The organism is Streptomyces sp. NPDC002403 (assembly GCF_053593015.1).
In genome coordinates this window covers 284,691-303,147 of sequence record NZ_JBSFBQ010000001.1, presented here as the reverse complement: position 1 = coordinate 303,147, position 18,457 = coordinate 284,691, and the positions used below count along the sequence as shown (strand labels likewise).

21 protein-coding genes and 1 pseudogene are annotated in these 18,457 nt (G+C 69.3%); 4 read left to right on the top strand and 18 right to left on the bottom strand.

Annotated features, from left to right (window positions below; translation table 11 throughout):
• Window positions 1–12: 12 nt before the first annotated feature.
• The 16 genes from rpsH to rpsJ form a co-directional block, all read right to left on the bottom strand.
• The gene (gene rpsH, locus ACWCPY_RS01455) at window positions 13–411 is read right to left on the bottom strand and encodes a 30S ribosomal protein S8 (protein WP_037688013.1); all 399 of its coding nucleotides are present in this window, start codon (window positions 409–411) and stop codon (window positions 13–15) included.
• Window positions 412–635: 224 nt separating this feature from the next.
• Window positions 636–821, bottom strand: coding sequence for a type Z 30S ribosomal protein S14 (locus tag ACWCPY_RS01450; protein ID WP_003948630.1), 186 nt, complete (start codon window positions 819–821; stop codon window positions 636–638).
• A gap of 2 nt (window positions 822–823) precedes the next feature.
• Window positions 824–1,381, bottom strand: a complete 558-nt coding sequence (gene rplE, locus ACWCPY_RS01445) for a 50S ribosomal protein L5 (protein WP_072485537.1) — start codon at window positions 1,379–1,381, stop codon at window positions 824–826.
• Window positions 1,381–1,704, bottom strand: a complete 324-nt coding sequence (gene rplX, locus ACWCPY_RS01440) for a 50S ribosomal protein L24 (protein ID WP_003966949.1) — start codon at window positions 1,702–1,704, stop codon at window positions 1,381–1,383. The genes rplE and rplX overlap by 1 nt, the downstream gene beginning before the upstream one ends.
• Window positions 1,705–1,706: 2 nt before the next feature.
• On the bottom strand, window positions 1,707–2,075 hold the full coding sequence (rplN, locus tag ACWCPY_RS01435; protein ID WP_003966950.1) for a 50S ribosomal protein L14: 369 nt from the start codon (window positions 2,073–2,075) through the stop codon (window positions 1,707–1,709).
• A 107-nt stretch (window positions 2,076–2,182) separates the two neighbouring features.
• Window positions 2,183–2,467: a 30S ribosomal protein S17 gene (gene rpsQ / locus ACWCPY_RS01430; protein WP_030977953.1), complete on the bottom strand. Its 285-nt coding sequence runs from the start codon at window positions 2,465–2,467 to the stop codon at window positions 2,183–2,185.
• Window positions 2,467–2,691: a 50S ribosomal protein L29 gene (rpmC, locus tag ACWCPY_RS01425; protein ID WP_014047786.1), complete on the bottom strand. Its 225-nt coding sequence runs from the start codon at window positions 2,689–2,691 to the stop codon at window positions 2,467–2,469. The genes rpsQ and rpmC overlap by 1 nt, the downstream gene beginning before the upstream one ends.
• Window positions 2,691–3,110, bottom strand: a complete 420-nt coding sequence (gene rplP / locus ACWCPY_RS01420; protein WP_072485538.1) for a 50S ribosomal protein L16 — start codon at window positions 3,108–3,110, stop codon at window positions 2,691–2,693. The genes rpmC and rplP overlap by 1 nt, the downstream gene beginning before the upstream one ends.
• Before the next feature lie 5 nt (window positions 3,111–3,115).
• Entirely contained in the window at window positions 3,116–3,955 is an 840-nt protein-coding gene (rpsC, locus tag ACWCPY_RS01415; RefSeq protein ID WP_072485539.1) for a 30S ribosomal protein S3, read from the bottom strand.
• On the bottom strand, window positions 3,955–4,302 hold the full coding sequence (gene rplV / locus ACWCPY_RS01410; protein ID WP_004571827.1) for a 50S ribosomal protein L22: 348 nt from the start codon (window positions 4,300–4,302) through the stop codon (window positions 3,955–3,957). The genes rpsC and rplV overlap by 1 nt, the downstream gene beginning before the upstream one ends.
• A gap of 40 nt (window positions 4,303–4,342) precedes the next feature.
• Window positions 4,343–4,624 carry a 30S ribosomal protein S19 gene (gene rpsS, locus ACWCPY_RS01405; RefSeq protein WP_093540761.1) on the bottom strand — a complete coding sequence of 94 codons (282 nt, stop codon included), beginning with the start codon at window positions 4,622–4,624 and terminating at the stop codon, window positions 4,343–4,345.
• 12 nt (window positions 4,625–4,636) lie between these two features.
• Window positions 4,637–5,473 carry a 50S ribosomal protein L2 gene (gene rplB, locus ACWCPY_RS01400; RefSeq protein WP_072485540.1) on the bottom strand — a complete coding sequence of 279 codons (837 nt, stop codon included), beginning with the start codon at window positions 5,471–5,473 and terminating at the stop codon, window positions 4,637–4,639.
• 39 nt (window positions 5,474–5,512) lie between these two features.
• Window positions 5,513–5,836, bottom strand: coding sequence for a 50S ribosomal protein L23 (rplW, locus tag ACWCPY_RS01395; RefSeq protein WP_003966958.1), 324 nt, complete (start codon window positions 5,834–5,836; stop codon window positions 5,513–5,515).
• Window positions 5,836–6,486: a 50S ribosomal protein L4 gene (gene rplD, locus ACWCPY_RS01390; protein WP_451262251.1), complete on the bottom strand. Its 651-nt coding sequence runs from the start codon at window positions 6,484–6,486 to the stop codon at window positions 5,836–5,838. Before rplD ends, rplW begins: the two co-directional genes overlap by 1 nt.
• 7 nt (window positions 6,487–6,493) lie before the next feature.
• Window positions 6,494–7,138 carry a 50S ribosomal protein L3 gene (rplC, locus tag ACWCPY_RS01385; RefSeq protein WP_072485542.1) on the bottom strand — a complete coding sequence of 215 codons (645 nt, stop codon included), beginning with the start codon at window positions 7,136–7,138 and terminating at the stop codon, window positions 6,494–6,496.
• A gap of 13 nt (window positions 7,139–7,151) precedes the next feature.
• Window positions 7,152–7,460, bottom strand: a complete 309-nt coding sequence (gene rpsJ / locus ACWCPY_RS01380) for a 30S ribosomal protein S10 (RefSeq protein WP_003948644.1) — start codon at window positions 7,458–7,460, stop codon at window positions 7,152–7,154.
• 510 nt (window positions 7,461–7,970) lie between these two features.
• Between rpsJ and ACWCPY_RS01375 the strand changes: the two are divergent.
• The 4 genes and pseudogenes from ACWCPY_RS01375 (at window position 7,971) to ACWCPY_RS01360 (ending at window position 14,830) form a co-directional block, all read left to right on the top strand.
• Window positions 7,971–9,641: pseudogene (locus tag ACWCPY_RS01375) on the top strand (RNA ligase family protein).
• Between the two features lie 200 nt (window positions 9,642–9,841).
• A complete protein-coding gene (locus ACWCPY_RS01370) occupies window positions 9,842–12,076 on the top strand; it encodes a poly(A) polymerase (protein WP_451262250.1) in 2,235 nt (744 codons plus the stop codon).
• A gap of 23 nt (window positions 12,077–12,099) precedes the next feature.
• A complete protein-coding gene (locus tag ACWCPY_RS01365) occupies window positions 12,100–12,558 on the top strand; it encodes an N-acetyltransferase family protein (protein WP_451262249.1) in 459 nt (152 codons plus the stop codon).
• A 205-nt stretch (window positions 12,559–12,763) separates the two neighbouring features.
• Window positions 12,764–14,830, top strand: coding sequence for a PIG-L family deacetylase (locus tag ACWCPY_RS01360; protein WP_451262405.1), 2,067 nt, complete (start codon window positions 12,764–12,766; stop codon window positions 14,828–14,830).
• Between the two features lie 124 nt (window positions 14,831–14,954).
• Here ACWCPY_RS01360 and tuf read toward each other — a convergent pair whose 3' ends face one another.
• A complete protein-coding gene (gene tuf / locus ACWCPY_RS01355) occupies window positions 14,955–16,148 on the bottom strand; it encodes an elongation factor Tu (protein WP_072485548.1) in 1,194 nt (397 codons plus the stop codon).
• Between the two features lie 160 nt (window positions 16,149–16,308).
• On the bottom strand, window positions 16,309–18,435 hold the full coding sequence (gene fusA / locus ACWCPY_RS01350) for an elongation factor G (protein WP_451262248.1): 2,127 nt from the start codon (window positions 18,433–18,435) through the stop codon (window positions 16,309–16,311).
• Window positions 18,436–18,457: the final 22 nt, after the last annotated feature.

Genomic DNA, 18,457 nt, shown 5'->3' with positions numbered 1-18,457 from the left:
CTCCGTTCCCGACTACCAGACGTAGGCGAGGACTTCCCCACCTACGCCCTTCTTGCTGGCCTGCTGGCCGGTCAGGAGACCGTGGGACGTGGAGATGATCGCCACGCCCAGGCCGCCGAGGACCTTCGGCAGGTTGGTGGACTTTGCGTAAACACGCAGACCCGGCTTCGAGATGCGCTTGATGCCGGCGATCGAACGCTCGCGGTTCGGGCCGAACTTCAGCTCGAGGACGAGGTTCTTGCCGACCTCGGCGTCCTCGACCTTCCAGCCGGTGATGAAGCCCTCCTGCTGGAGGATCTCCGCGATGTGCGACTTGATCTTGCTGTGCGGCATCACGACGGAGTCGTGGTATGCCGAGTTCGCGTTACGCAGACGCGTGAGCATGTCTGCGATGGGATCAGTCATGGTCATGAATTGGCCTTCGGCCTCTCTCGCCGGGGTTTCCTGTATGCGCCATCCCTCTCCCCACTCAGAGGCAGGACGGGTGCGGTGCGGGGACCTACGGCGTAGTAAGTCGGTCTTGGGCGGCAGGCGCCCAACCCCACAAGCCTACGGCATGTGAGGGCGGGCTCCTGCCGACCAGATGCTTACCGAGAGCTTCCGTCAATTCCCAACGCCCAGAGGGCGAAGGAGAATTACCAGGAGCTCTTGGTCACGCCCGGCAGCTCGCCACGGTGAGCCATCTCACGAAGGCACACGCGGCACAGGCCGAACTTGCGGTAGACGGAGTGGGGCCGGCCGCAGCGCTGGCAGCGGGTGTACCCGCGAACGCCGAACTTCGGCTTACGGGCGGCCTTAGCGATCAGAGCCTTCTTCGCCACGGTCAGTTCTCCTTGAACGGGAAGCCGAGGTGACGAAGCAGGGCACGACCCTCGTCGTCGTTGGTCGCCGTGGTGACCACGGTGATGTCCATGCCCCGGACCCGGTCGATCTTGTCCTGGTCGATCTCGTGGAACATGACCTGCTCCGTGAGACCGAACGTGTAGTTGCCACGGCCGTCGAACTGCTTCGGCGACAGACCACGGAAGTCACGGATACGCGGCAGCGCGAGCGACAGCGTACGGTCCAGGAACTCCCACATGCGGTCACCACGGAGGGTGACGTGGCAGCCGATCGGCTGACCCTCGCGCAGCTTGAACTGCGCGATGGACTTGCGGGCCTTGGTCACGGCCGGCTTCTGACCGGTGATCGTGGTGAGGTCGCGCACGGCGCCGTCGATCAGCTTGGAGTCGCGGGCGGCGTCGCCCACACCCATGTTGACCACGATCTTGACCAGACCGGGGATCTGCATGACGTTCTCGTACGAGAACTCCTCACGCAGCTTGCCGGAGATTTCCTCGCGGTACTTCGTCTTCAGACGCGGAGTGGTGGTGGTAGCCATCAGATGTCCTCACCCGTCCGCTTGGCAACGCGGATCTTGTTGCCTTCGTCGTCGAAGCGGTAACCGACGCGCGTGACGACCTTGTTGCCGTCCTTCTCCACGACGAGCTGAACGTTGCTCACGTGGATGGGGGCCTCGGTCGTGACGATGCCACCGGTCTGCGAACCGCGAGCGGTCTGACCGGCCTTGGTGTGCTTCTTGACCCGGTTGACACCCTCGACGAGGACGCGGTCCTGAGCGGGGTAGGCCACGATGACCTTGCCCTGCTTGCCCTTGTCCTTACCGGTGATGACCTGAACCAGGTCGCCCTTCTTGATCTTCATGCTTACAGCACCTCCGGCGCGAGCGAGATGATCTTCATGAACTTCTTCTCGCGCAGTTCCCGGCCCACCGGGCCGAAGATGCGGGTGCCGCGGGGGTCACCGTCGTTCTTCAGAATGACGGCGGCGTTCTCGTCGAAGCGGATGTACGAGCCATCCTGACGGCGACGCTCCTTGACGGTGCGAACGATGACGGCCTTGACGACGTCACCCTTCTTCACGTTGCCACCGGGGATCGCGTCCTTGACGGTGGCGACGATGACGTCACCGATGCCCGCGTAGCGGCGACCCGAACCACCGAGAACACGGATGGTGAGGATTTCCTTCGCACCCGTGTTGTCGGCGACGCGAAGTCGCGACTCCTGCTGGATCACGTCTATCTCCTGATCGTCTGCCGGTTCCCGGCGGGGGCCGCTCCGTCACCGGAGCGGGCCCCCGCCGAGCCTGGCGGAACTTGCCTGAGGGGAATGCCCCTCAGGAATTACTTGGCCTTCTCGAGGATCTCGACGACGCGCCACCGCTTCGTGGCGGACAGCGGCCGGGTCTCCATCAGGAGGACGCGGTCGCCGACGCCGGCGGCGTTCTGCTCGTCGTGCGCCTTGAGCTTGTTCGTACGGCGGATGACCTTGCCGTACAGCGCGTGCTTGACACGGTCCTCGACAGCGACGACGACGGTCTTGTCCATCTTGTCGCTGACGACCAGACCCTCACGGGTCTTGCGGAAACCGCGGTCGGTGTTCGTCTCAGTCACAGTCTTCTCGCTCATCAGACGCTCTCCACCGTCTCGATGCCCAGCTCGCGCTCGCGCATCAGGGTGTAGATCCGGGCGATGTCCTTACGGACGGACTTGAGCCGACCGTGGTTCTCGAGCTGCCCGGTCGCCGCCTGGAAGCGGAGGTTGAACAGCTCTTCCTTGGCCTCGCGGAGCTTGTTGAGCAGCTCCTCGTTGCCCAGCTCGCGCAGCTCGGACGCCTTGGTTCCGGCCGACATCACGCCTCACCTGCCTCGCGCCGAACGATGCGGCACTTCATCGGAAGCTTGTGAGCAGCGCGGGTGAGCGCCTCACGAGCAATCTTCTCGTTCGGGTAGGACAGCTCGAACATCACGCGACCCGGCTTGACGTTCGCGATCCACCACTCGGGAGAACCCTTACCGGAACCCATGCGGGTCTCGGCCGGCTTCTTCGTCAGGGGACGGTCCGGGTAGATGTTGATCCAGACCTTGCCGCCACGCTTGATGTGACGGGTCATCGCGATACGAGCTGCCTCGATCTGACGGTTCGTCACGTATGCCGGGGTCAGCGCCTGGATGCCGTACTCGCCGAACGCAACCTGCGTGCCACCCTTGGACATACCGCTGCGCTTCGGGTGGTGCTGCTTGCGGTGCTTGACCCTACGGGGGATCAGCATTTCGGTCAGGCCTCCGTTCCGGTGCTCTCGGCAGCCGGAGCGGCAGCGGCGGGAGCCTCGGCCTTGGGGGCCTCGGTCTGAGCCGACTGCTGCTGCGGCTTGCGACCGCGACCGCCACGCTCGCCACCGCGGCCACCACGGCCGGCCGGGCGGTCAGCGCCGCCACGGGCCGGGCGGTTGCCGGCGCGGGCAGCGGCGTTCTCGGCGCGGACCTCGGCGATGTTCTTGACGTCGCCCTTGTAGATCCAGACCTTCACGCCGATGCGGCCGAAGGTCGTCTTGGCCTCGAAGAAGCCGTAGTCGACGTTCGCGCGGAGCGTGTGCAGGGGCACACGGCCCTCGCGGTAGAACTCCGAGCGGGACATCTCGGCGCCGCCGAGGCGGCCACCGCACTGGATCTTGATGCCCTTGGCGCCGGCCTTCATCGAGCTCTGCATGCTCTTGCGCATGGCCCGACGGAAGGAGACGCGGGAGGAGAGCTGCTCGGCGACGGCCTGGGCCACCAGCTGAGCGTCCACCTCGGGGTTCTTGACCTCGAGGATGTTCAGCTGGACCTGCTTGCCGGTCAGCTTCTCCAGCTCGCCACGGATGCGGTCGGCCTCGGCGCCGCGGCGGCCGATGACGATGCCCGGGCGGGCGGTGTGGATGTCAACGCGGACGCGGTCGCGGGTGCGCTCGATCTCGACCTTCGAGATGCCGGCCCGCTCCATGCCCTTCGTCATCATGCGACGAATGGCGACGTCTTCCTTGACGTAGTCCTTGTACAGCTTGTCGGCGTACCAACGGGACTTGAAGTCCGTGGTGATGCCGAGCCGGAACCCGTGCGGGTTTACCTTCTGGCCCATTACCGGGTTCCTTCCTTGCTGCTGACGACCACGGTGATGTGGCTGGTCCGCTTACGGATCCGGTAGGCACGGCCCTGAGCACGCGGACGGAACCGCTTCAGGGTCGGGCCCTCGTCCACGTACGCCTCGCTGATGACCAGCGAAGAGGCGTCGGTGTGGTCGTAGTTGTGTGCGGCGTTGGCAATGGCGCTGTCCAGCACCTTGCCAACCGGCACGCTCGCGGCCTGCGGGGCGAAACGCAGGACCGCCTGAGCCTCCGTGGCATCCATGCCACGGATGAGGTCCACCACGCGGCGGGCCTTCATGGGCGTGACGCGGATGTACCGCGCCTGGGCCCTGGCTTCCATGGTTGTCCCTTCGGTGTAAGTCATAGTCAGTCACCCCGCGTTAGCGGCGCTTCGACTTCCGGTCGTCCTTGACGTGGCCGCGGAAGGTGCGAGTCGGCGAGAACTCGCCGAGCTTGTGGCCGACCATCGACTCGGTGACGAACACCGGGACGTGGATCTTGCCGTTGTGCACCGCGATGGTGTGACCCAGCATGGCCGGGACGATCATCGAGCGACGGGACCAGGTCTTGATGACGTTCTTGGTGCCTGCCTCGTTCTGAACTTCCACCTTCTTGATGAGGTGGCCGTCGACGAAGGGCCCCTTCTTGAGACTGCGCGGCATCTAAACCCGCTCCTAGCGCTTCTTGTTCGTCTTGCGGCGGCGGACGATGTACTTGTTCGATGCCTTCTTCGGCGAACGAGTACGACCCTCCTTCTGACCCCACGGCGAGACCGGGTGGCGACCACCGGAGGTCTTGCCCTCACCACCACCGTGCGGGTGGTCAACCGGGTTCATCGCGACACCGCGGACGGTCGGGCGAACGCCCTTCCAGCGCATGCGGCCGGCCTTGCCCCAGTTGATGTTCGACTGCTCGGCGTTGCCGACCTCGCCGATGGTGGCGCGGCAGCGGGCGTCGACCAGGCGGATCTCACCCGACGGCATACGAAGGTGGGCCATGGTGCCCTCCTTCGCCAGCAGCTGCACGGAGGCACCCGCGGAACGGGCGAACTTCGCGCCGCCGCCGGGCCGCAGCTCGATGGCGTGGATGGTCGTACCGACCGGGATGTTGCGCAGCGCCAGGTTGTTGCCGGGCTTGATGTCGGCGGCGGGGCCGTTCTCGACACGGTCGCCCTGCGACAGGCCACGCGGCGCGATGATGTAGCGCTTCTCGCCGTCCGCGTAGTGCAGGAGCGCGATGCGCGCGGTGCGGTTGGGGTCGTACTCGATGTGCGCGACCTTGGCCGGCACGCCGTCCTTGTCGTGACGACGGAAGTCGATCACTCGGTAGGCGCGCTTGTGGCCACCGCCCTGGTGGCGAACGGTCACACGACCGGCGTTGTTACGGCCGCCCTTGCTGTGCAGGGGGCGGACCAGCGACTTCTCCGGCGTGGACCGCGTGATCTCGACAAAGTCGGCGACGCTGGAGCCACGACGGCCCGGGGTCGTCGGCTTGTACTTGCGGATACCCATTTCTCAGTCCTCGTCCGATTCCGGACGACTCGACCTCCGTCAGGAGGTCGGGCCGCCGAAGATGTCGATACGGTCGCCCTCGGCGAGGGTCACGATGGCGCGCTTCGTGTCGGCGCGCTTGCCGAAACCGGTGCGGGTGCGCTTGCGCTTGCCCTGCCGGTTGATCGTGTTGACCCCGGTGACCTTGACCGAGAAGACCGCTTCCACGGCCTGCTTGATCTGGGTCTTGTTGGAGCCGGGCGCGACGATGAACGTGTACTTGTTCTCGTCGAGCAGCGCGTAGCTCTTCTCGGACACGACCGGCTTGACGAGAACGTCGCGCGGGTCCGAGTAGGTCTTGCTGGTAACGGTCGCCTCGCTCATCAGGCGTCGCTCCCTTCGGTCTCAGCGGTCTGGGGGCCAGACACGAAGGACTCGAGGGCGGCCTGGGTGAAGACCACGTCGTCAGAGACGATCACGTCGTACGTGTTCAGCTGGCCCGGCTCCAGGATGTGCACCTGGGGCAGGTTGCGGGCGGACAGCCACGCGGCCTCGTCGGAGCGGTCGACGACCAGGAGCAGGTTCTTGCGCTCCGAGATCTTGCCGAACAGCGTCTTGGCGGCCTTGGTGGAGACGGCACCCTCGACCACGCCGGTGACGACGTGGATGCGGGAGTGACGGGCCCGGTCCGAGAGGGCACCGCGCAGGGCGGCGGCCTTCATCTTCTTCGGGGTCCGCTGCGAGTAGTCACGCGGCTGCGGGCCGTGGACGACGCCACCGCCGGCGAACTGCGGCGCACGGGTCGAACCCTGGCGCGCGCGGCCGGTGCCCTTCTGGCGGTACGGCTTGCGCCCACCACCACGGACCTCGCCGCGGGTCTTGGTCTTGTGCGTGCCCTGACGGGCAGCTGCCAGCTGTGCGACGACGACCTGGTGGATCAGCGGAACGCTGGTCTTGGCGTCGAAGATCTCCGCGGGGAGCTCGACGGTCCCGGCCTTGTCGCCTGCCGGCGAAAGGATGTCAATGGTGCTCATCGGTTCCTCAAGCCCCCTTGGCCGCGGTGCGGACCAGGACGAGGCCGCCGTTCGGACCCGGGACCGCGCCCTTGATGAGGAGCAGACCCTTCTCCGCGTCAACCGCGTGGATGGTCAGGTTCTGGGTGGTGACCCGCTCGTTGCCCATACGACCCGCCATGCGCATGCCCTTGAAGACACGGCCGGGGGTGGCACAGCCACCGATGGAGCCGGGCATACGGTGCACACGGTGGGCACCGTGGGACGCCTTGCCACCCTTGAAGTTGTGACGCTTCATCACACCGGCGAAGCCCTTGCCCTTGCTCTTGCCCGTGACGTCGACCTTGACGCCGGACTCGAACACCTCGGCAGTGACTTCCTGGCCCAGCGTGTACTCGCTGGCGTCAGGGGTGCGGAGCTCCACCAGGTGGCGGCGCGGGGTCACGTCGGCCTTGGCGAAGTGGCCCTTGAGGGGCTTGTTCACCTTGCGGGGGTCGATCTCGCCGAAGGCGATCTGGACTGCCTCGTAGCCGTCGTTGTCGTTGGTGCGGACCTGGGTGACGACGCAGGGCCCGGCCTTGACGACGGTCACCGGGACGACCCGGTTGTTCTCGTCCCAGACCTGGGTCATGCCGAGCTTCTCGCCCAGGACGCCCTTAATGTTCTTAGCCATCTCGCGCGTCACCTCAGAGCTTGATCTCGATGTCGACGCCCGCCGGCAGGTCGAGACGCATCAGCGAGTCAACCGTCTTCGGCGTGGGGTCGAGGATGTCGATGAGGCGCTTGTGCGTGCGCATCTCGAAGTGCTCGCGCGAGTCCTTGTACTTGTGCGGCGACTTGATGACGCAGTACACGTTCTTCTCAGTGGGCAGCGGCACCGGGCCCGCGACCGACGCACCAGTGCGGGTCACCGTCTCGACGATCTTCTTCGCCGAGGAGTCGATGACCTCGTGGTCGTAGGCCTTGAGCCGGATGCGGATCTTCTGTCCCGCCATGGCTACTAGTAGTCCTGTCTCTCGTAACGCTCTGGAACCCGGGGGCTCTGACGACTCCCCCTCCGACCCACGCGGTCGGGCGTGTCGCATCCCCTCTACGCAGATCTCCCGAAGGATTTCCCAACCAAGGGGGTGCGGGCCCGAGGACCGCAGGACCGGGGGCGGAACACCCACCGGGTGCCTGGCCGGTGCCCCACTGACGCTTCCCGGAAGATTCCCGTACGTCCGACCCGCGAGGGGTCGACGAGTACTGTGGGACTCGCTTCCGGTCCTCCCGGCGGGAGGCGCGCAGCATTGACACTCAACCGAGCAACCTGGTCAGTGTGCCATACGGGGCGTGAGCCTGGCCAATCGGGCGGAGGATCTTACCCCCCGCGGTCGCTCGGTCAAACGCGGGCGCGCAGTGGGAGCAGTGCCAGGCGTCCCCCATCGTAAATCGGGTCGAGCGGTGCGCACCGCCGTGCCTACAGTGACCGGCCGGACCGGCCGTCGTCACCAGGGGCATCGATCATGCGTACGCACTATCCACGCACCGCCCATCTGCCCTGGTCCCCCGGCGCCACCTCGGACGACGTGCGGATCGCCGGTCTCGCCGCGCTGGCCGGCCGCGAGGTCGTCGTCACCGAGAAGCTGGACGGCGAGAACACCACGCTCTACGCCGACGGGCTCCACGCCCGCTCCCTCGACTCCGCCCACCACCCCTCGCGGGGCTGGGTGAAGGCGCTCCAGGGCCGGGTCGGGGCGCGCATCCCCGAGGGGTGGCGGGTCTGCGGCGAGAACATGTTCGCCCGCCACTCGATCCCGTACGACGGTCTGGAGAGCTTCTTCTACGGCTTCTCCGTCTGGGACGGGGAGCGCTGTCTGGACTGGGACCGGACCGTGGAGTTCCTGCGGGGGCTGGGGATACCGGTGCCGCCCGTGCTGTGGCGCGGCATCCTCGACGCCCGCGCCGAGAAGGCACTGCGGGCGCTGAAGCCGGACACCGGGCGGCAGGAGGGGTACGTCGTACGGCCCGCGGACGCCTTCGGGGCGGCGGACTTCGGGCGGCTGGTGGCCAAGTGGGTGCGGCCCGGCCACGTACGGACCGATACGCACTGGATGCACGCCGCCGTCGTGGAGAACGGGCTCGGCCCGGCCGCCGCCCTGTGGGCCGTACGGTCCGGGGCACCGGTCGACGCGGCGGCGCTGGCCGCCGCCGCGGGCACGGACGCGGGGGACACCGGGGCCGCCCGCGCGATGGGCGACGCCCTCGACGCGCTGGGCCGGACGGGCGAGGACCGGCTGACCGGGGTGCTGGCCGCGCTGCTGCACCGATCCCGCCGCCCCGCGCTCGCGCCCGCGCTGGCCCCCGCGCTCGGGATGCCGCTCGCCCGCCGCGTCGCGGACCTCGTCGGGCTGTACCCCGGGCTGCACCGGCCGTACCCGGACGAGGAGCGCCGCACCGGACTGGCCCGGATGTCGTTCGCCGCCGATCTCCCGCTGCTGCACACCCTGGCCGCCACGGTGGCGGACAACGCCGGGGCACGCGAGCAGGTGGAGTGGTCGGCGCTGTACGCGGAGGACCTGGCGGAACCGGCCGGGCTGCGGGAGGCCTTCGCCGCCCTGGAGCCCGAGGCCGCGGACCGCTGCCGGGCGTAGGCCCGGGAGGCGTACGCCCTGGGCCGGGTCGCCACCGCCGAGGAGGCCGTCGCCGCGACCTGGCGCTGGCGGTCCGGGGACTTCCCGCGCCTGGTCCAGCTGGTCGGCCCTTCCGGCAGCGGCAAGAGCACCTTCGCGCGCACCCTGCCCGGCGTCGACACCCGTCTCTCGCTCGACGACCTGCGCCTGGCCCGGGGCTCCCGCGCCGGCCAGAAGGACAACGGGGAGGTGCTGCGCGAGGGGCTCGACCGGCTGGACGCCGCGCTCGCCGCCAGCTCCACGGTCGTCTGGGACGCCACCTCGCTCAACGCGCACCAGCGCTCCCTGGTGCACGCGGTCGCCCGGCGCAGGGACGCGCTGCTCACCCATGCCGTGGCCCTGGTCGACGAGGCGGAGCTGATCCGCCGCAACGAACACCGCAGCCATCCGGTGCCGCACGGGGTGCTGACCTCGCAGCTGCGCAGATTCGTGCCCCCGTACCCGGGCCAGGCGCACCGCACCTGGTACATCGGCGCGAGCGGGACCGTGGAGGACAGGGCGTAGGGCCTTACGTCCGGATGAGGCCGGATCAGGGAGCGGGGTCCGGTGCCGTGGATCGCAGGGCGGAGGAGGGAACGGATGGGGTCTCCCCTGCTCAAGCGCAGCCGAGAGCTCGGGGAAGGAGCCATCGCGAGTGACGACAACGCCGCGAGGTGCGGCACCGGGGCACGCGAGCCCGGCATGATCCAGACGGAAGGCCCTGAATGCGTACCAGCGAGGAGATATACCACCGGGTCCGCTGGGACTCCCGGTTCGATCCGGCGCGCTTCGTGCTGGGCGTGGCGCAGCGCGGGACGGTGCCCAAGCGGGTGCCGCTGCCCCGCTTCGCACCGGGCGGGGAGATCCCCTGGCACCGGGTGCTGTTCTTCGAGGCGGACGGCGAGGTGGTGTGGGACCGGTCCTCGGGCGTGGACCGGATCGACGCGACGGAGGCCGGGCGGGTGCGCGCACCGCGCCGGCTGCCCTCCCCGTACTTCGTCTCCCGCACCCCGCACGCGTACTCCGCGTCGCAGGCCGCCTGGACGCCGGTGCCCGAGGACGCACCGCCACCCGCGCCGGCCCCCGGCCCCCTGACACTGCTGACCTGGAACACCCTCTGGGACCGCTACGACAGCGACCGCATCGACACCGCCCGGCGCCGGCCGCTGCTGCTCGACGCCCTGCGTGGCGCGGACGCCGATGTCATCGCCCTCCAGGAGGCCGAACCCGCCCTGCTCGCCCTGCTGTTGGTGGCGCCCTGGGTTCGCGACGGCTACACCCTCTGGGCCGATCCGGCCGGCCGGGACGTCGCCGACTGCGGGCTGCTGCTGCTCAGCAGGGTCCCGGTGCGCGAAGCGGGTCTGCATGTCCTCGGCCCGCACAAGGCGGTCGCCGCCGTCGTCGTGGAGACCGCGGAAGGGCCGGTCACGGTCGCCGCGACCCATCTCAGCAGCGACCACTCGGCGAACGGTGCCGGCCGGCGTGACGCCGAACTGACCGACCTGGCAACGGGGTTGGCGGCAGTCCAGGGTGATGTGACGCTGCTAGGCGACTTCAACGACGGCGGGGACACCCCGCAGGACCGGCTGGCGATGGCGGACGCCTGGAACCGGGTGCACGGCCCGGACGACCGGACGCCCACCTTCGACCCGTCGGTCAACCCGCTGGCCGCCGTCTCCTCCCTGTCCGGGCGGGCGTCCCGGCTGGACCGGGTCCTGGTCCGCTCGGAGCGGCTGCGGCCCGTCTCGGCGGTGCTGCTGGGCGATGTCCCGGCGCCGGACGGGCTGTACGTCTCGGACCACTTCGGAGTACGGGTCGAGCTGACCGCCGACGCGGCCGAGGAGCTCAGTACGGACGCGGCGGAGGAGGCGTTCGCCGCCGACGCGGTGCGCCGGGTGGCCGCAGCCCTGCCCGGAGGTGCCGTCCACCTGGCCGGCTCGCGGCGGACGGGCTGCGCGCTGCCCGGCGCGGACCTGGACCTGGTCGCGGCGCTGCCCGGCACCGTGGATCCGCCGGCGGTACGGGAGCGGCTGGCCGCGGCCCTGCCGGACGCCGAGGGGCTGCGCGAGGTGACCGGTGCCCGCGTACCGGGCCTGCGCTTCGCCCTCGGCGGGCTGAAGGTGGACCTGGTGACCGTGGCGACGGGCGCCCTCCCCCCGGCCGAGGCGGTGGCCCGGCGCGCCGAGCTGGGCGAGGCGGCGGCCACGGCGCTCAGCGCGGTGAGCGACGCGGACGCCGTGCTCGGTGCGGCGGACCCGCACCGGGCGGCGTTCACCCGGCTCGCCCGCGAGGTGAAGGCCTGGGCGCGGGCGCGCGGTCTGGACTCCGCCCCGTGCGGCGGACTGCCCGGCCTCGCCTGGTCCGTACTCGCGGCCCGTACCGCCCACGAGGCGGGCGAGCGGCCACCGCTCCCCCTGCTCAGACACTTCTTCGCGACCTGGGCCGCCTGGAACTGGGACCACCCGGTCGGCACCGACGGCACCGGCACACATCCCCTCACCGTGCTGACCCCGACCCACCCGGTCCGCTCCTGCACCACGCAGGTCTCCCCCGCCGGCCGCGACCTCCTGACCGAGGAACTCTTCCGCGCCTGGGAGATCCTGGAGTCCGCCGACGACTCCGGCCCCGTACCGCACACCCTGCTCCGCACCCCGCCGCCGCTGCGTCGGCGCCACGCCGCCTGGGCGATCGTCTCCGTGCGGCCCGGCGCGGACGAGGGGCGCTTCCGTGGCCGGCTGCCGGCCCTGCTCGCCGCGCTCGCGGAAGCGGGCTCCCCGGACGCGCACGCCTGGCCCCGTCCGTACGGTGCCGACACCTCTCACGTCCAGTACGCCATCGGCCTGGGCCGCACCCCGCCCGACGGTGCCCGGCTCGCGGAGATCGGCGCGGAGCTGCTGCGCGGCATCCCGGAGGCGGGACTGCGCCGGGCGGACCGCGGGGAGGCACCCGAGCTGCGGTGACGAAGATCGGAGAGAATCCGTCCATGACAACGAGCACCACCCCGACCTGGACCCTGCGCCCCGCCCTGCCCGAGGACGTCGAGGCGCTGGCCGAACTCAGGGCCGTCGTGATGCGCCCCGACCTGGAGCGGCTCGGGCGTTACGACGAGCACCGCGTGCGACAGCGGCTGCGGGACGGCTACGCACCGGAGCACACCTCGGTCGTGGTCGTGGACGGCGAGCTCGCCGGATGCGTCACCCTGCGCCCGGTCGACAACGGACTGCGGCTGGAGAACTTCTACCTCTCCCCCGCACTCCACGGGCGCGGCACGGGCACCGCGGTGCTCCGGTCGCTGCTCGCGCGGGCCGACGAGGAGGGCGCGGTCGTACGGCTGGATGTGCTCCAGGGCAGCGCCGCCCGCGCGCTGTACGAACGGCACGGGTTCACCGAGGAGCGGCAGGACCCGGTCGATGTGTTCATGGTGCGTACACCCGTGATTTGAGCCGCCCGGGTCACATCATCGGATATCCAGGCAACCCGCCCCCGGGAATCTCCGTCTATCCCCCCGCAGCAGCGGCTCGCCCTGGCCGCGACCTGCATGGATTCGGTACGCGGCACAGGGCCGCACGGCCGCCCGCCGCCGCGTGGGGAGTGGACGGAGCCACGGTGTGACGGATCGACCCGCCCTGCGCGCATCCCGCCCCGGGGTGCCGCGGCGCACGCTGCTGACGGCGGCCGGTGCGACCGGCCTGGCGGCCCTCACCGCCTGCACGGCGCCCTCGCCGCCCCGCCGCCGCGACCCCGCCGCGGACCCGACGCCCGGACTGCCGATCAGCACCTCGCACCCGGCCCTGATGATGCAGATCCTCGCCCACCCCGACGACGACCTGTACTTCATGAACCCGGACACCCAGCAGGCCTTCCACGGCGGGACGCCGCTGGTCTGCGTCTATCTGACCGGCGGCGAGGCCACCGGCGTCAACCGCATGCCCGGCCGGCCCCTGCCCACGCCCGACAAGGCCGCCTACTCCTCCTCCCGTCACCAGGGGCTCCGCCAGGCGTACGCGACCCTGCTCGGACTCGGCCGGTTCACGGAATGGCAGAAGTCCGTCATCACCCTGAACGGCAACCACCGGGCCGAGATCAACCGCCTCGGCCACGACGGCCGCAAGGTCGAGCTGATCTTCATCAACACCGCCATGCACACCACGTACGGACGTCTCGGGCTGCCCAGCCTCTGGCAGGACCGGCGCCTCGTCCTGCCCACCGTCGTCGCCGACAACTCGCCGCTGCAACAGGCGGGCTCGTACACGTACGACGGGCTGATCGACGTCCTGGTCGGGCTGTTCGACCGGTACCGGCCCAGCATCGTGCACACCATGGACCCGGACCCCGACATCCAGCACAGCAGTGAGCCCGTCCGGCGTCGGGACAGCGAGCAGAAGGGCTACTCCGACCATCCCGACCACACCGCGACCGCGCAGTTCACCTGGACGGCGCTGATCCGCTGGGTGGCGATGTCCACCCGCAGCGGCGACGGGGTGCCGCGCTTCGCCACCACCGCGTTCCGCGGCTACTACAACCGGCACTGGCCCAAGAATCTGCCGCCCGCGGTGCTGGCGGAGAAGGCGTCGCTCCTGGTGGCGTACGGAGGGTCGGCCGACTGGCGCTGCGGCAACTCCGCGGGCTGCGGTGACTACGGCGTCGGCGGCAACCGGCCGCTGACCAACCGGAAGGGCTGGGTACGGTCCACCCACTACCGCTACCCGGGCTCCCGCCCGACCGTCACCACCGATCCGGACGGCCGGCTCGTCGCGTACGGGGTGCTGGGGCTGCGGGCGGTGCGCTGGCGCGAGAGCGCGCCGGGCAGCGGGACGTGGGACTCCCCGGACGACCTCGGCGGCGGCCCGCTCGCGTCGGTCCTGGGCTGCGCGACCCTGCCGGACGGGCGGCAGTTGCTCTTCGGGCTTCGCTTCGCCGCGCTCGGCGGGCACGGCGCGGACAACCAGCGCGAGATCGTCCTGCTGGAGCAGCGCTCCCCCAGCGGCTCCTTCCGTGCCTGGGAGGGGCTCGGCAACCCGGTGCACGACCACGACGGCGGGCGCCGGATCGGCATCCCGGTCGCGGTCGCCGCGCCCGACGGGCGGGTGCATCTCTTCGTACGGAACGCGGAGAAGGGCGTCAGTACCCGGGTACGGGACACGGACGGCCGGTGGAGCGGGTGGCAGGACACGGGCGGCGGCGAGATCCAGGACGGGCTGAGCGCCGTGGTGGACGCCGAGGGGTGCGTCCACGTCTTCGCGGCGGGCCGGTTCGCGGTGCACCACTGGACGCAGGACGCGCCCGGCGACCCGGTCACCGCGCGCACCCAGATCAGCGGGATGCCGGTGCCCGGGGACGGCCCGGCCGCGCTGCCGGGGGCGGACGGCAGCATCGATCTGTTCTACCGCGCGGCGGCGAAGGCCGCGCTGACGACCCTGCGGACGGGGGAGACGGCGGACGAGACCGGCATCGACGGCTACGGCCGCCGGATCCCGGACCGGACGGGCTTCGACGGGTACGGTCCGGTGGCCGCCGCCGGGTCGCCGGGCGCCCCGGTGCTGCTCGGCCGCACCGAGAAGGGCCTGATCCAGCTCCGTACCGCCCGGGGGATCTCCGTACGCGAGCGCGGGCCGGTGGCGCTGGACGGACCGTCCCTGCACGTCGGCAGGGACGGGCGGCCGACGGCGGTGGCCCTGGGGCCCGACGCCCTGCCCTGGCTCTGGCGCCCCTGAGCGAGAGCCCGCCCGGAGCATCCCGCCCGGGACATGAAGAAGGGCCCCGGTCCACCGCTCACGCGGCGGGCCGGGGCCCTTCTCGGTGCTCTGTGCGGAGCAACCAGGTCAGACAGTCAGGTAATTACTTGACGATCTTGGTGACCTGGCCGGCGCCCACGGTCCGGCCACCCTCACGGATGGCGAACTTCAGGCCCTCTTCCATGGCGACGGGCTGGATCAGCGAGACGCTCATGACGGTGTTGTCGCCCGGCATGACCATCTCGGTGCCCTCGGGAAGGGTCACAACGCCCGTCACGTCCGTGGTACGGAAGTAGAACTGCGGGCGGTAGTTGTTGAAGAACGGGGTGTGACGGCCACCCTCGTCCTTCGACAGGATGTAGGCCTGGGCCTCGAACTCGGTGTGCGGCGTGACCGAACCGGGCTTGATGATGACCTGGCCGCGCTCGACGTCCTCGCGCTTGATGCCACGGAGGAGCAGACCGACGTTCTCACCGGCCTGGCCCTCGTCGAGCAGCTTGCGGAACATCTCGATGCCGGTGACCGTGGTGGTGGTCTTCTCCTGCTTGATACCGACGATGTCGACGGTCTCGTTGACCTTCAGGATACCGCGCTCGATACGACCGGTGACGACGGTGCCACGACCGGTGATCGTGAAGACGTCCTCGATCGGCATCAGGAACGGCTTGTCGACGTCACGCTCGGGCTGCGGGATGTTCTCGTCGACGGCCTTCATCAGGTCGAGGACGGTCTGGCCCCACTCCTTGTCGCCCTCGAGCGCCTTGAGCGCCGAGACCTTGACGACCGGCAGGTCGTCGCCCGGGAACTCGTACTCGGAGAGGAGCTCACGGACCTCGAGCTCGACGAGCTCCAGGATCTCCTCGTCGTCCACCATGTCGGCCTTGTTCAGGGCGACGACGATGTACGGAACGCCGACCTGGCGGGCCAGGAGCACGTGCTCCTTGGTCTGCGGCATCGGGCCGTCGGTGGCGGCGACCACGAGGATGGCGCCGTCCATCTGCGCGGCACCCGTGATCATGTTCTTGATGTAGTCCGCGTGACCCGGGCAGTCGACGTGCGCGTAGTGACGCGACTCCGTCTGGTACTCGACGTGCGCGATCGAGATCGTGATACCGCGCTGGCGCTCCTCGGGAGCCTTGTCGATCTGGTCGAAGGCCGAGGCCTCGTTCAGGTCCGGGTACGCGTCGTGCAGCACCTTGGTAATGGCGGCCGTGAGGGTCGTCTTACCGTGGTCGATGTGACCGATGGTGCCGATGTTGACGTGCGGCTTAGTCCGCTCGAACTTCGCCTTCGCCACTGGGTCCTCCTGTGGAGTGGTTCTGTACGCCTTGCTTCATCGGCGCCAGGTGATCTTTGCTGGGATGCCGGGCCCGGGGGCATTCAACGCATTGCTCTCGCTCTGCGAGGAATGCCCCACCAGGCTCCGGTGACAAGCCTAAAGCGTGAGCTCGGGAGAGTTACTCGCCCTTGGCCTTCGCGATGATCTCCTCGGCGACGTTCCGCGGAACCTCGGCGTAGGAGTCGAACTGCATCGAGTAGCTTGCGCGACCCGAGGTCTTGCTGCGGAGGTCTCCGACGTAGCCGAACATCTCCGAGAGGGGCACGAGGCCCTTCACGACGCGAGCGCCGCTGCGCTCCTCCATGGCCTGGATCTGGCCACGGCGGGAGTTGATGTCGCCGATGACATCGCCCATGTAGTCCTCGGGCGTGGTGACCTCGACGGCCATCATCGGCTCGAGGAGAACCGGGGACGCCTTCCGCGCGGCCTCCTTGAAGGCCTGCGAACCGGCGATCTTGAAGGCCAGCTCGGAGGAGTCGACCTCGTGGTAGCCACCGTCGAGAAGAATGACGCGGACGCCGGTCATCTCGTAGCCGGCCAGGATGCCGAACTGCATGGCTTCCTGAGCACCCGCGTCCACCGAGGGGATGTACTCCCTGGGGATGCGGCCACCGGTGACCTTGTTGACGAACTCGTACGAGGCCTCGCCGCCCTCGATGGGCTCGATCGCGATCTGCACCTTGGCGAACTGACCGGTACCACCGGTCTGCTTCTTGTGGGTGTAGTCGACGCGCTCGACGGCCTTGCGGATCGTCTCGCGGTACGCGACCTGCGGCTTGCCGACGTTCGCCTCGACGCGGAACTCGCGCTTCATGCGGTCGACGAGCACTTCGAGGTGCAGCTCGCCCATACCACCGATGATGGTCTGGCCGGTCTCCTCGTCGGAGTGCACCTGGAAGGACGGGTCCTCTTCGGAGAGGCGCTGGATGGCGACACCCAGCTTCTCCTGGTCGCCCTTGGACTTGGGCTCGATGGCGACCTGGATGACCGGTGCCGGGAAGTCCATGGACTCCAGGATCACCGGCGCCTTGTCGTCACAGAGCGTCTCACCGGTGGTGGTCTGCTTCAGGCCCATGACGGCGATGATGTCGCCGGCGCCCACCGACTCGATCTCCTCACGCTTGTTCGCGTGCATGCGGTAGATCTTGCCGATGCGCTCCTTCTTGCCCTTGACGGAGTTCAGCACCGAGGTGCCGGACTCCAGGCGGCCCGAGTAGACCCGGACGAAGGTGAGCTTGCCGAGGTGCGGGTCGCTCATGATCTTGAACGCCAGCGCCGCGAGCGGCTCGTCGTCGGACGGCTTGCGCTTGACGACGACCTCGGGGTCCTTGACGTCCTGGCCCTCGATGGCCTCGACGTCCAGGGGCGAGGGCAGGTAGCGCACAACGGCGTCGAGCAGGGGCTGAACGCCCTTGTTCTTGAACGCGGTGCCGCAGAACACCGGGGTGACGGTCGTCTCGCCGCCCTTGCCGGAGTTGATGGTGATGCGACGGATGCCCTCGTAGAGCTGCTCCACGGAAGGCTCTTCGCCCTCCAGGTAGAGCTCCATGAGCGCCTCGTCGTTCTCCGCGGCGGCTTCGAGGAGCTTGCCGCGGTACTCCTCGGCCTTCTCCGCGAGGTTCGCGGGGATGTCGACGATGTCGTACGCCTCGCCCTTGGTGGCTTCCACGGGGTAGACGAACGCCTTCATCGTCACGAGGTCGACGACACCCGTGAAGTCGGCCTCGGCACCGATCGGGAGCTGCATGACGATCGGGGTCGCGCCGAGGCGGTCCGTGATCATCTGGACGCAGCGGAAGAAGTCGGCACCGGTGCGGTCGAGCTTGTTGACGAAGCAGATGCGCGGCACGCCGTAGCGGTCCGCCTGACGCCAGACGGTCTCGGACTGCGGCTCGACGCCGGCGACACCGTCGAACACGGTGACGGCACCGTCGAGGACGCGGAGCGAACGCTCCACCTCGACGGTGAAGTCGACGTGACCCGGGGTGTCGATGATGTTGATGGTGTGGTCAACATCATTGAGCGGCCAGTGGCAGGTCGTCGCGGCGGACGTGATCGTGATGCCGCGCTCCTGCTCCTGCTCCATCCAGTCCATCGTGGCAGCGCCGTCGTGGACTTCACCGATCTTGTACGAAACGCCGGTGTAGAAGAGGATCCGCTCAGTGGTGGTCGTCTTGCCCGCGTCGATGTGGGCCATGATCCCGATGTTGCGGACCTTGGCCAGGTCAAGCGAAGTGGTGGCCATAAGGCTCAATCTTCTCTCGGTC